General features: G+C 37.9%; 12 protein-coding genes and 1 other annotated feature. Of the genes, 6 read left to right on the top strand and 6 right to left on the bottom strand.

The genetic code is table 11. The features are described from left to right. The first annotated feature begins 190 nt into the window (after nt 1-190). From ACUXEY_RS26715 to leuS, 5 genes are all read left to right on the top strand, one after another. Nucleotides 191-757 (top strand): tyrosine-type recombinase/integrase, encoded by a 567-nt coding sequence (locus ACUXEY_RS26715; protein WP_461301961.1) that lies wholly within the window; start codon nt 191-193, stop codon nt 755-757. Between the two features lie 34 nt (nt 758-791). Beyond that, on the top strand, nt 792-1,289 hold the full coding sequence (locus ACUXEY_RS26710; RefSeq protein ID WP_461301960.1) for a cation:proton antiporter regulatory subunit: 498 nt from the start codon (nt 792-794) through the stop codon (nt 1,287-1,289). A 3-nt stretch (nt 1,290-1,292) separates the two neighbouring features. Continuing rightward, on the top strand, nt 1,293-2,516 hold the full coding sequence (locus tag ACUXEY_RS26705; protein WP_429599065.1) for a cation:proton antiporter: 1,224 nt from the start codon (nt 1,293-1,295) through the stop codon (nt 2,514-2,516). 236 nt (nt 2,517-2,752) lie between these two features. Then, entirely contained in the window at nt 2,753-3,946 is a 1,194-nt protein-coding gene (locus ACUXEY_RS26700; protein WP_048529473.1) for an MDR family MFS transporter, read from the top strand. Nucleotides 3,947-4,135: 189 nt separating this feature from the next. Then, nucleotides 4,136-4,355: a binding site (T-box leader), on the top strand. Nucleotides 4,356-4,420: 65 nt separating this feature from the next. Then, nucleotides 4,421-6,829, top strand: a complete 2,409-nt coding sequence (gene leuS, locus ACUXEY_RS26695) for a leucine--tRNA ligase (RefSeq protein WP_429599072.1) — start codon at nt 4,421-4,423, stop codon at nt 6,827-6,829. A 27-nt stretch (nt 6,830-6,856) separates the two neighbouring features. Here the strand turns inward: leuS and ACUXEY_RS26690 are convergent, their stop codons facing one another. Next, a complete protein-coding gene (locus ACUXEY_RS26690) occupies nt 6,857-7,285 on the bottom strand; it encodes a GNAT family N-acetyltransferase (protein ID WP_376907436.1) in 429 nt (142 codons plus the stop codon). A gap of 149 nt (nt 7,286-7,434) precedes the next feature. Between ACUXEY_RS26690 and ACUXEY_RS26685 the strand changes: the two genes are divergently transcribed. After that, nucleotides 7,435-8,472 carry a hypothetical protein gene (locus ACUXEY_RS26685; RefSeq protein WP_461301959.1) on the top strand — a complete coding sequence of 346 codons (1,038 nt, stop codon included), beginning with the start codon at nt 7,435-7,437 and terminating at the stop codon, nt 8,470-8,472. Between the two features lie 44 nt (nt 8,473-8,516). On the opposite strand, the gene ACUXEY_RS26680 is transcribed toward ACUXEY_RS26685, so the two are convergent. The 5 genes from ACUXEY_RS26680 to ACUXEY_RS26660 all read right to left on the bottom strand — a co-directional run. Then, nucleotides 8,517-8,939 carry a pyrophosphohydrolase domain-containing protein gene (locus ACUXEY_RS26680; protein ID WP_048562049.1) on the bottom strand — a complete coding sequence of 141 codons (423 nt, stop codon included), beginning with the start codon at nt 8,937-8,939 and terminating at the stop codon, nt 8,517-8,519. 188 nt (nt 8,940-9,127) lie between these two features. After that, entirely contained in the window at nt 9,128-9,313 is a 186-nt protein-coding gene (locus ACUXEY_RS26675) for a hypothetical protein (protein WP_163255523.1), read from the bottom strand. A 90-nt stretch (nt 9,314-9,403) separates the two neighbouring features. Then, entirely contained in the window at nt 9,404-10,483 is a 1,080-nt protein-coding gene (gene gerHC / locus ACUXEY_RS26670; RefSeq protein WP_461301958.1) for a spore germination protein GerHC, read from the bottom strand. Further along, nucleotides 10,459-11,553: a spore germination protein gene (locus ACUXEY_RS26665; RefSeq protein WP_461301957.1), complete on the bottom strand. Its 1,095-nt coding sequence runs from the start codon at nt 11,551-11,553 to the stop codon at nt 10,459-10,461. Before ACUXEY_RS26665 ends, gerHC begins: the two co-directional genes overlap by 25 nt. 16 nt (nt 11,554-11,569) lie before the next feature. After that, the coding region (locus ACUXEY_RS26660; RefSeq protein ID WP_461301956.1) for a spore germination protein at nt 11,570-13,254 on the bottom strand (1,685 nt) is incomplete at its 5' end.

Raw genomic sequence — 13,254 nt, 5'->3', positions numbered from 1 at the left:
GCTGAACTTGTATCCCCCTATTTTTTCTACCCACACCGTATTTGTACAATCATAAATTTCCAAATGAAAAATTGTCGTAAGAGTATATTGTGAAAATAATGGATAATACATGGAAATCTCATAGCGTGATAAGGTAAAATGGACAACATGATGAGAAAATTACCGTTCATAAGATGAGGAGAATACATGTATGGAAGTTGTAGAGGCATTAAAAGATATAAGCCAAATTGAGGCTATGAAAAAGTATTTAAAAGAGCACTCGCAGCGAGATTATCTTTTATTTGTTATTGGAATTAACACTGGATTAAAGATTACTGAACTACTTAGTATGAAATTTGAAGAGGTATTAAATGAGGATGGAACTGTTAAAGATTTCTACTCTCTTCCTGTAAAAGATGAAAAATTTAAACAAGATATTTATTTAAATACAAAAGTAAAAGAAGCACTTTTAGAGTATGTACAATCTATTGATGCTCAAAGAGAAAACTACGTATTTCAATCTAATAAAACGACAAATTCAATTACACGTCAACAAGCGTATCGTGTAATTCATAATGCTGCTGAAGCAGTTGGGATTATTGGTAAAATCGGAACAAACTCAATGAGAAAAACGTTTGGATTTCATGCATACAAAAGAGGGATAGCGATTGCGCTATTACAAAAACATTTTCATCACGCGACACCTTCAGAGACATTAAAGTATTTGGGGATCTCAAAAGATGAAGAATTTAAAACAGAGATTGATGTAGATTTGTAAAAGCCGTAACTAAAAAACTTTAGGAGGCGGGAATATGAATATTAGAGAGAGTGAATTACCGGGCATCGGATGTAAGTTTGAAGTAATTACAAAAGGTAATGAAAAAATGGTTATCGTTATTCATGATGATGGCCGAAGAGAAATGTATCATTTTGATGTGGATCACGATGAGAGTGTTTCAAGCATTTCTCTTCGTGATTCTGAAGCGAGACAAATTGCGGCTATATTAGGCGGAATGGTATATAGACCGCAAGCGTTAGACACAATTGAGATGGCTTTTGAAGGATTATCAATTGAATGGTTTAAGGTAGAAAATAATGCGCCAGTAGTACAACAAACAATTGGTAGCTTACATGTTAGAAAAACATATAACGTAACGATTATTGCTATTTTGAAAAAGAATATGAAGAAATTCTTTAATCCAGGTCCAGACTCTATTATTGAAGCTGGTGATATGCTCGTATTATCGGGTGAAAGACATGAAGTGAAAAGAATTATTAATGAATTGCTTTCAGCAGGAGGTGATTCCTAATCGATGGATACTTTAATCTTTGAAGTTGGAACTGCGTTAGTATTAGTAGCTTTTGCAGCTATCCTCGCTGCGAAGTTAAAGTTCTCGATTATTCCGTTTCTCATTATACTCGGTATGTTAGTGGGCCCACATGCTCCAGATTTAGGACTTATCGATTTAAGGTTTATTGAAAGCGGAGAAGTTATTTCCTTCCTCGGCCGTGTTGGCGTCATATTCCTCTTATTCTACTTAGGCTTAGAATTCTCAATAAAAAAATTAATTAAATCAGGAAAGTCGATTGCTTTTGGGGGTAGTGTTCATATATCGCTTAATTTTATATTAGGTTTACTTTATGGATATGTGATGGGTTTCCCCCTATTAGAAACATTAATTATTGCTGGAATCATTACAATTTCATCAAGTGCAATTGTTGCAAAAGTAATTGTTGATTTAAGAAGATCTGGTAATAAAGAGACTGAATTAATATTAGGAATCATTATGTTTGATGATATTTTTTTAGCTGTATATTTATCAGTCGTTTCAGGGCTAGTGCTCGGTGGTGCAACATCATTTGTAGGTGCTCTTACATCGGTGTTAATCGCAGTAGGGTATATGCTCCTATTCTTCGTAATCGCTAGAAAAGCTACGCCGTTTCTAAATAAAGTATTAGATATTTCGTCAAATGAAATTTTTATTATCGTAATATTCGCTATTTTATTCTTTGTAGCAGGATTCTCAGAAACAATTCATGTTGCGGAAGCAATTGGTGCATTATTATTGGGACTCGTTTTTTCTGAAACAGAACATAGCGATCGGATTGAGCATCTCGTCGTTCCATTTCGTGATTTCTTTGGAGCTATATTTTTTTTCAGCTTCGGTTTAAGCATAGATCCGTTTTCACTTGGTGGAGCAGTGTGGTTGGCTTTAGGAGCGGTTCTTATTACACTTATCGGTAATTTTACAGCCGGAATGATGGCGGGACGTAAGGCGGGCTTATCGCATAAGGCTTCCACAAATATTGGATTAACCCTCGTATCGCGCGGAGAATTCTCCATTATTGTAGCCAATATCGGCATAGCGGGCGGCTTAATGGCAGCGATTAAACCGTTCTCTGCACTGTACGTTTTAATATTAGCATCGTTAGGTCCGTTATTAACGAAAGAGTCTGGGAGAATATACACTCTATTAGATAAGATATTTAAATGGAGTGCTAAAGAACGTGCGAAGCGAGAAAAAGAAGTTGGATAGTATAAATAAGGGGAGACTGCGTGAAGTTCAGGCGGTCCCCCTTATTTATATACTGTTATTGATGTGATTTTTTGTTGGTAAGTCGATATATTTTCAAGCAGCAATCAGTATAATTTCATTTACCGAAAAACCGTTATCTGAATTTCATCAACTATTAATCAGTTGCCTTCCTATTTAAAAACGACTACAATTTTACTGTTATAGATGAACGAAAAAATAGAATAGGAGGGGAGACTATGCCAAGGAAAGTATGGCTATTAGTAGCTGGGATGATTATTAATGTCACGGGTGCTTCTTTTTTATGGCCTTTTAATACAATTTATTTGCATGATCACCTAGGAAAATCTTTATCTGTGGCCGGAATGGTATTAATGATCAACTCGCTTACTGGTGTAATCGGAAACTTGCTCGGCGGTGTTTTATTTGATAAATGGGGCGGTTATAAATCAACTTTAGTAGGGATTGTGATTACACTCGTATCAATTTTAGGTCTTGTGTTCTTCCACGGTTGGCCATTATATGTTGTGTGGCTAGCGTTAATCGGCTTCGGTTCTGGAATGGTCTTCCCATCGATGTATGCGATGGTTGGTACGGTTTGGCCAGAGGGCGGAAGACGAGCATTTAATGCGATGTATGTTGGACAAAACGTTGGTATTGCGATCGGAACAGCGTGTGGTGGATTAGTTGCATCGTATCGTTTTGATTATATTTTCTTAGCGAACTTTATTTTATACTTTGTATTCTTCTTAATCGCTTTTATCGGATTCCGTGGTATGGAAGACAAAAAAGAGCCAGGAGTGCAAAAAGAAGTCGAAACGAAAAAAGGTTGGTCGCTTACGCCTGGATTCAAAGCACTTCTTATCGTATGTGTAGCATATGCGTTATGCTGGGTTACATACGTACAGTGGCAAGGAGCAATTGCAACGCATATGCAAGAATTAAACATTAGCCTTCGTCACTACAGTTTATTATGGACGATAAACGGAGCGATGATCGTTTGTGCGCAGCCACTAGTTAGTATGCTAATTCGCTGGATGAAGCGTTCTTTAAAACAACAAATTATGATTGGAATCATCATTTTTGCGGCGTCATTCATTGTATTAAGTCAAGCGCAACAATTTACGATGTTCCTCGTTGCGATGGTAACATTAACAATTGGTGAGTTATTCGTTTGGCCAGCAGTTCCAACGATTGCAAATATACTTGCGCCAAAAGATAAACTTGGGTTTTATCAAGGCGTTGTAAATAGTGCGGCGACTGTAGGGAAAATGTTCGGACCGGTCGTTGGCGGAGCAATTGTTGATTTATATAATATGGAAGTATTGTTTATAGCAATCATGGTAATGCTTGTAGTAGCGATTATTGCAACGAGCATTTATGATAAACGAGTAAAAGTAGAAGAAACAGTTGAAGAAAAAATTGCAGTTTAGTTTGACGGAACATGTAACATGTTTTAGAATATATTTAAATAAAACAACCTTTTGAACAAGGGAGATAGCTCGGCTGTCTGAAGACGAATTCGTTAGTTATGAAGAGTAACGCGATTAACCGAGAAGCCCCGCTTTAAGTAAGCTCTTAAGAGATACGAAGTGGTGGGTAGTTCACATTAACTCATATTTGTAATAACAGTGAGAAGGAGTAGTAGTAATAGAAGCTGGTTTAGAGAGTTGACGGTCGGTGCAAGTCAATCCACGTTTCGTTATGAACTCGCCTTTGAGTTGCAGTTGTGAAACTAATAGTAGCAATTGCCGTTAATCCACGTTACGGATCTAAGCGAATGTATATTTGTACATTAATTTAGGGTGGTACCGCGGGAATCTATAACCTCTCGTCCCTTTCTAGGGATGAGAGGTTTTTTGTATTTTGGGCGGTGAAAATAAATAGAATTTCAAGGAGGGTATCTCATGAGCTTTAATCATCAAGATATTGAGAAGAAGTGGCAAGGGTACTGGGAAGAGAATAAAACATTCCGTACGCCAGATGAGACAGAAAAACCAAAATTTTATGCACTAGATATGTTCCCATATCCATCAGGTGCAGGTCTACACGTAGGACATCCAGAAGGTTATACAGCGACGGATATTTTATCTCGTATGAAGCGTATGCAAGGGTATAACGTTCTTCATCCAATGGGATGGGATGCATTCGGTCTTCCAGCAGAGCAATATGCACTTGATACTGGAAACAGCCCAGCAGAATTTACAGAGCATAATATTAATACGTTCCGTAACCAAATTAAATCATTAGGTTTCTCTTACGATTGGGACCGTGAAGTAAATACAACAGATCCAAACTACTACAAGTGGACACAATGGATCTTCCTAAAGCTATTTGAAAAAGGCTTAGCTTACGTTGATGAAGTACCTGTAAACTGGTGTCCAGCACTTGGTACAGTACTTGCGAACGAAGAAATTATTGACGGTAAGAGTGAGCGCGGTGGACATCCAGTTGAGCGTCGTCCGATGAGACAGTGGATGTTAAAAATTACAGCTTACGGAGATCGTCTATTAGAAGATCTAGATGAGCTTGATTGGCCAGAAAGCTTAAAAGATATGCAACGTAACTGGATCGGTCGTTCTGAAGGTGCAGAAGTACACTTCAATATCGACGGTACAGACGAGAAATTCACAGTTTTCACAACGCGCCCTGATACATTATTTGGTGCAACATACTGTGTACTTGCTCCGGAACATGCACTTGTTGCAGAAATTACAACAGTGGAACAAAAAGAAGCGGTAGAAGCTTACATTAACGCTGTAAAAATGAAGAGTGACCTAGAGCGTACAGAACTTGCGAAAGAAAAAACTGGTGTATTCACTGGTGCTTACGCAGTTAACCCAGTAAACGGTGAGAAATTACCAATCTGGATCGCTGATTACGTTCTGGCAACTTACGGAACAGGTGCTGTTATGGCAGTTCCAGCTCATGATGAGCGTGACTATGAATTCGCATCAGTATTCAATCTTCCAATGAAGGAAGTTGTAAAAGGCGGAGACATTACGAAAGAAGTGTACACAGGTGATGGTGCACACGTAAACTCAGCATTCCTTGATGGTTTAAATAAAGAAGAAGCAATCGCAAAAATGATTGAATGGCTTGAAGTTACGAGCGCAGGAAATCAAAAAGTAACTTACCGTCTACGTGACTGGTTATTCAGCCGTCAACGTTACTGGGGTGAGCCAATTCCAGTAATTCACTGGGAAGATGGCACAATGACAGCTGTGAAAGAAGAAGAATTACCATTAGTTCTTCCAAAAACAGAAAACATCCGTCCTTCAGGTACAGGTGAATCACCACTTGCTAACATTGACGAGTGGGTAAATGTTGTTGATCCTGAAACTGGTAAAAAAGGTCGTCGTGAAACGAACACAATGCCACAATGGGCTGGTAGCTGCTGGTATTACCTACGTTACATCGATCCAAACAACAGCGAAGCGCTTGTAGATCCTGAAAAAGTAAAACAATGGCTTCCAGTTGATATTTATATCGGCGGAGCGGAGCACGCTGTACTTCACTTACTATATGCTCGTTTCTGGCATAAAGTATTATACGATATCGGTGTGGTTCCAACGAAAGAGCCGTTCCAACAATTATTCAACCAAGGTATGATTCTAGGTGAAAACAACGAGAAAATGAGTAAATCAAAAGGTAACGTTGTAAACCCTGATGATATCGTAGCAAGCCATGGTGCAGATACACTTCGTCTATACGAAATGTTCATGGGACCATTAGATGCTTCGATCGCTTGGTCTGAAAATGGTCTTGACGGAGCTCGTCGTTTCCTAGATCGCGTATGGCGTCTATTCGTTCAAGATAACGGTGAATTAAGTGAGAAAATTACTGATGCGCCAAATAAAGAGCTTGAAAAAGCTTACCACCAAACAGTGAAGAAGGTAACAGAAGACTATGCAGAGCTTCGCTTCAACACAGCGATTTCTCAAATGATGGTATTCATCAACGATGCATACAAAGCTGAAACACTTCCGAAAGAATATGTAGAAGGTTTCGTGAAAATGATTGCACCAGTTGCACCTCACATTGGGGAAGAACTATGGAGCAAACTTGGATACAATGAAACAATCACATATGCAAGCTGGCCAACATTTGATGAGTCTAAACTTGTAGAAGATGAAGTTGAAATCGTTGTTCAAGTTATGGGCAAAGTTCGTGCAAAACTAACAATGAGTAAAGACGCATCAAAAGAAGAAATGGAACAACTTGCACTTGAAGCAATTCAAGACCAAATTGAAGGGAAAACAGTTCGTAAAGTAATTGTTGTTCCTGGAAAACTTGTTAACGTTGTTGCAAACTAATTCATTCTAAATAAAAGCTCAGAGCATTTATGCTCTGAGCTTTTTTGTGTAGAAAATAATTTCAGGATCACCTTCATCTAAGTTTTCAACGATTCCACTACGTATAAAACCATTCGCATTAAATACTTTCTGCATATTTTCATTCGATTTGTTCGTTGAAGAAAAGATTTTTTGAGTAGGAGAATGACTTAACATATATGAAATTAACGAGCTTGCATAGCCTCGCCTTCTTTTAGTTGGCGAAACAATGATTAATGAGAGGAAAGTACAACCAAAGAAACTTGTATCGTATGTTAGAAAACCGGAAATAGAATTATCTTCTTTTACAATGACGCATCTGCCTTCATCAATAGTGTACTTAATATAATCTCGCCTACTATCGTTTCCGATTACATCAATATCTATATGTAAGATTGAATCTAAATCATCAATAGAAGCCTTTGTTACGTTTTTCAATAGAAATACCTCCTAAAAAAGTATTCAGTTAATTAATTTTAGCATAAAAGAAGAAAAAGGAGCGGAATTCCAATACAGACAAACACCTATTTTTCTATGGGAAATATGATAAAAAAGGTAGGCTAAATTGAGTAGAAGAGGTGAAAGGAATGAAAGGGATGGACAATAATGCACCACATGGCTTCTTCGGAGGTGGATCGGATAGTTATGAACAAATGATGTTAATGGGAGGAGCTGGCCAACAAGGATACGGTGGAATTCCGAGCTGGATGGGTGGATCAGCAGGAGGGTTCCCAACATCGGTAGCTGGCATGCAAACTGGAATGCCTACATCAATGGGAGGGTTTTCAACATCAGGAGTTGGAATGCCTACAGTAACAGGAGGATTTCCGACATCAGTAGCTGGCGTACAGACAGGATTTCCGGTACCGGGAGTAGGTGTTGTAGCTGGAGGAATAGGTGGGTATCCGCAAGTTGTTCATGGCCATCATGGACATCATCACCATCAAGGCCAACACGGTCATCATGGACACCATCATCACCAAGGCCAACACGGCCATCATGGACACCATCATCACCAAGGTCAGCACGGCCATCATGGTCATCACCATCACCAAGGCCAACACGATCACCATGGTCATCACCACCATCACGGCCATCATGGGCAACAAGTACATCACCACGGACATCATCACATTCATCCGCAAGCTGTTCTTTATCAAATGCACCAAGGCCACCATGGTCAACACGATCATCATGGTCAACACGGTCATCATGGTCAACACGGTCATCATGGTCAACACGGCCATCATGGCCAACACGGTCATCATGGTCAACACGGCCATCATGGTCAACACGGTCATCATGGTCAACACGGTCATCATGGTCAACACGGTCATCATGGTCAGCACGGTCATCATGGTCAACACGGTCATCATGGTCAGCACGGTCATCATGGTCAACACGGTCATCAAGGCCAACACGGTCACCAAGGTCAGCACGGTCACCAAGGTCAGCACGGTCATCAAGGCCAACACGGTCATCAACAGCAACAATATCAGCAATATCAACAACAGCAACAATCTTCCCCTTGGGCAGGTGGAATTGGAGCGGGAGCAGCAGGAGCAGCGGCAGGAGCGGCTAGCATTAGTGGAGCAGCAGGGCATGCGGGACACGTGGGGCATTAATGAATTGCAGAAAAAAAGACATAATAAAAAACTGCTAGGAAATCCTAGCAGTTTTTTTCAGCTTCTTTGCGCTGACGTTCGATTTCAGCACGAAGTTGTGGTTCTGGTGCTTGCCAGCCTTCTGGTTTTAGAATTTTGCCATCGCCTTCGCGGAATCGAGGTTTCCCATCAGGGAATAATTTTGCCATGTTTGCGTTATTTACAATTTCGAATCCTTTATCTGGACGTACGCCCATTTCTGCAAACGTTCCGAATGCAAAGTAAATAAGATCAATCAGTGCATCATATTGATCTTCAACAGTCGTTGCTTCTAGAAATTCTTCTAGCTCTTCTTGCATAAAACTTGCACGGATTTTTGCACGTTCTTCTGTTAGTTTTGTTGGAGTATTTGTCACAGGATGTCCGAACTCTTCATGCATTTTTGCAACAAGTTCGTACCCTTTATCTAAACCTTTTTCGTTTGTCATGTTGTTTCATCCTTTCTCGCTTTGTCCGAATCTCATTGTAACATAGGGTGATTATGAAATGAAAAGGGACTGTTCAAAAGTTTCATCTTTTAGTTAAGGTAGGGAGAGCGTATATCGACTAAATGCCAAAACATAACCCGTTAATAAAAGAAAGCCATCCCGAAATACTTTTGGGATGGCCCTGCTCGTTATTTTTCTTCTTTTATTAAAATGGATAAAATAAGATCGATGCCAAACATGCCAACGAGCAACATTGGTATAACGACAAGTAAATAACGTGTGAAGGAAACATTTTTTAAGTATGTATGAGCAAATAAAAAGACAACGAGAAATAAAATACCATTTAAAATAGGCTTTACTAATTTTTTAGACATAAGCTCCCCCATAAATATCTTCTCTCTCTATCTAAAATAAAAACTCCTCTTTCCGTTGTATCATGCTGGAGAGAGGAGTTCAATCATTTCTCATTCAATCACACCAGAATTTGTAATGTTTACGGTGTATTTTACAGTGACGGGGACATCTTTGTACATCTGTCTCCATTTTTCTAATTTGAATGGACGATAATGTTGCTTATATTTAGCCCCTAGTCCAAGGGGGTCGACGCCTAAAGATTTAAACTGCTTAATTAATTTAGCAGCTTGTGTATTTAATTGTTTTTGTACATCTTTTTCAATGTTTTTTGTATTCTTGTTATTTTCTAAGTTAATTTGTTTCGATAGTTCTTGAATGCGCGCCTCAAGATGAATGTGAATGAAGAAAGAAGGCTTTCCATTTTTGATTTTTATATCGTAAGTTGGAACAGAACGAATGTTATTAATCATTACGTACGCAGAATCGGTTTTAAATTCATGTGAATCTAATTTATGTTTTTCTAATAGCCCTTTAAATAGGAACATATCTTTTTCCGCAATTTTACCGATATATTTATCCTTTTTAAAAAGGCCGATTCCAGTGATTTTTATTTTATCACCATGCTTTTTTAAAATTGGAATATAGTAGTCTTTCCCTTCTTGATAATAACGGAATGCTCCTACATGCAGATTATCCGTTGGTAAAGGACCCGTTTCCATGTTATGCTCTAACAATTTTTTTATATAAATTGCAACATTGTATGAAGTCGTATATTTTCCTTTCAGAAGTTCAGTACCATTGCCTTCAAGTAAAGCAACATATAAAGCGTTCCCTATATTCACATCTCGAAGTAATGTATCGAATGAAGTAGACATGCCTTTTTTGGCAAGTCTTATCGTATATAAAGCAACACGCATTTGTCCGCTAGCAAATGGTTGGGAAGACTCTAAAGATGTGTCTGCTTTTACTTGTTTTACAGCGTTTGCGGTACCTTCAAAAACTTGAACTTTATTTCCTTTTTTCTGAATGGGACAAACGAATGTTACTTTTACTTTATTATCCTTTGCTGTATCAAAAACGGTTCCTTGAATAAGTTGTACATCATCGATAATATTTTTTTGTAAACATCCAGTTAAACTAAAAAGTGCTATACAAGAAATAAGTATTAATTTGCTTTTGATTTTTTCCATTTTCTTTTCACCCACACAATGATAAATAGGATTGGGATGTATACATAAATAAGCCAAAAACTCCCCTTTGATGCATTACTAATAAAATTATTAATATCGTGTCTGTTTGTTAAAAGTTGTGAAACAATGAGAGTGATAAAGATAAAAGCGATTAAAACACCTCTTTGTTTTACACGGAATATTTCATGGGTTGCTCTCATTGATGCCCATAAAGGGAGGATAAAACTTGAAATAATAACGAGTGCATAGCCTGAAATTGCAATATATTCGAGTCTTTCTATAAATGGTAATTGAATGACTTGGGTCATAGAAAGTTGGGCCCATATCGTTTTTAACAATTGTTTTTCACTAAAAAATGCAAAGGCTAAAAGGGTGCTAAATAAATATAGAAGATTTGAAAATAGTGCTCCAAGCTGAGCGTATTTATGAGATTGCATAGGCTTTTTCACAAATGGATACACCATGAGGTAAACTTCAAAACCGGTCATACTGTAGATTGACACTTGAGCGGATTTTAAAATGTCTGAAAAAGAATGTGTGAATATAGGTAATAAATTATCCCAATGTGAATATTTCAAAACGAATAAGCTTAGAAATAAATATCCTAATGTACCACCAACAGAGATGACACAAATACCGGTAATGACACGAAATCCAGAAGAGATAATGTAATAGCTAACTAAGCACAAAAAGAGCGTTAACATCCACGTGGAAGCAGTTGGGAACATCCATACTTGAATAATTTCAACATACGTTCGAATAACCGAAATACTGACGATTAAAAAATAGGCTGCGAAGATGATATTAAAGACATTCCCTATCCACTTTCCAAACGTTTGTCGTTGTAAATCAATTAAATTTCCGTTTGTTTCTTCTAATAAAAAATACATCATCCATATAAGGAGATGGATACAGAGTCCTGTGATTAGAACGCCTATCCAGCCGTCGTATCCAGCGGTCTTGGCAGTAATTCGAGCGAAGCCGAGAACGCCAGCTCCAAACTGTGCACCGTGAATTAAGAAGAAGACAAAGACAGGAGATATTTGATATTTTTCTTGAACTTTACTCATCAATGCACCTCATTACTTAATCATCAAAGTCTGATCTATGTTTTGTTGAAATTCCTTTTGCTGATTTTTTTACATGTTGTGGTCTTGCTTGTACATCTCTTGTATCAATCATTGTTAAGGGAAAACGAATCCAAGAGTCCTTAACGGATTGTTGTCTCGTTGGATAAAACAAAGCGTACGGTTTACGTAAGGAAGTGAGCCTGAATAGATGAGTAAATAAAAAGATAAATCCAAGAGAAATCCCGAACAATCCGCCTATTTCTGCAAACATAAGAAATGGAAAACGTAGTAGTCGAACTGCATTACCCATTTTATAAATAGGTGTAATAAAGGAAGCAAGTGCTGACAAGGCAACGATAATTAATAAAATGTTACTCGTTAACCCAGCTTGTACAGATGCTTGTCCGATTACGATACCGCCTACAATACCGAGTGTTTGACCAACTTTCATTGGTAACCTCGCGCCAGCTTCTCTTAATAAGTCGATTGCAAGTTCTAAAAAGAGTGCCTCAATTAAAGGTGGGAACGGTACTTGTGCCCTTGATAAAATCAAAGTCTCAAGTAAATCACTTGGAATGAGTTCGTAATGATAATTTAAAATTGCAACGTATAACGGTGTAGCACAAATTGAAAATAGAACGGCAATTAATCTTAAAATCCTTGAAAATGTAGCGTACATCCAGGAGACGTTATAGTCTTCTGGGGAAATGAAAAAATCGAAATAGGATACAGGTGTTAGTAGGACACTTGGAGAACCATCCACAAAAATAGCGATTTTTCCATCAATTAGTGCTTTTGTAACTCTATCAGTACGTTCTGTATTGATATATAAGGGAAAAATCGACTTTTCTCCCATTAGTTCTTGTATATAAGCACTATCATTAATTTGATCATATTCAAGAGCGCGTAATGACTCCTCGAGAAAATCTACATTATCTTTTTCAGCGAGGTTGTCTAAATACATCATGACAACCTTTGTTTTGGAAAACTCGCCGACAATCATTTCTTTTGTTTGTAAATCTAAAACAGGAAGCCGTTTTCGTACTAAATTAATATTTGTATCAATATCCTCTACGAAACCTTCTTGAGGACCGATAACAGTTGATTCATTTAAAGGAGGTGTTGGTGCGCGATAATTATCAATTGCAATGTTTGCGAGCATACACTTTTGATCTTGCTGATTCAATTGAATAATTGCATGCCCTTTTAAAACCATATCCTCAATTTTTTGTAAATCGTTCGTAATTGTAATGCCGCTCATCGGAATATGTTCTTTCAGCTCTTCTAGTGAAGCGTTAGGTCGTTCTAAAAGAGTAGGCATTAAATACTTTTGCAATTTCTCACCATCAAGCGAAGGTCGATAGTAAGAAATCCAATAGGGCATCGTTTCATCGTCGGATGTATGGTAATTAACAAAATCACTAGACTTTTTGAGCTTTTCTATTAAATCTTGTAGAGAATGAATACGGTCTTTTTCTGGTTTTGTAAAATCATAAATACTATTATTTCTGGAGTGTTGCTGTTGATCTTGAGATGAGTCATTTTGTTTAGAACTTTGCTGTTTATCCTGATTCGAATCATCTTGTTTAGAGCTTTGTTGTTTATTCTGATTCGAGTCGTCTTGTTTAGAACTTTGTTGTTTATCCTGAGCTGATTCGCCTTGCTTAGAATGATGCTGCTTATCCTGATTCGAATCATCTT

Source organism: Bacillus sp. F9_6S_D1_P_5, from assembly GCF_054823925.1.
Note: the sequence above shows the minus strand (reverse complement) of the source record. Positions and strands in the feature narration are given on the sequence as shown.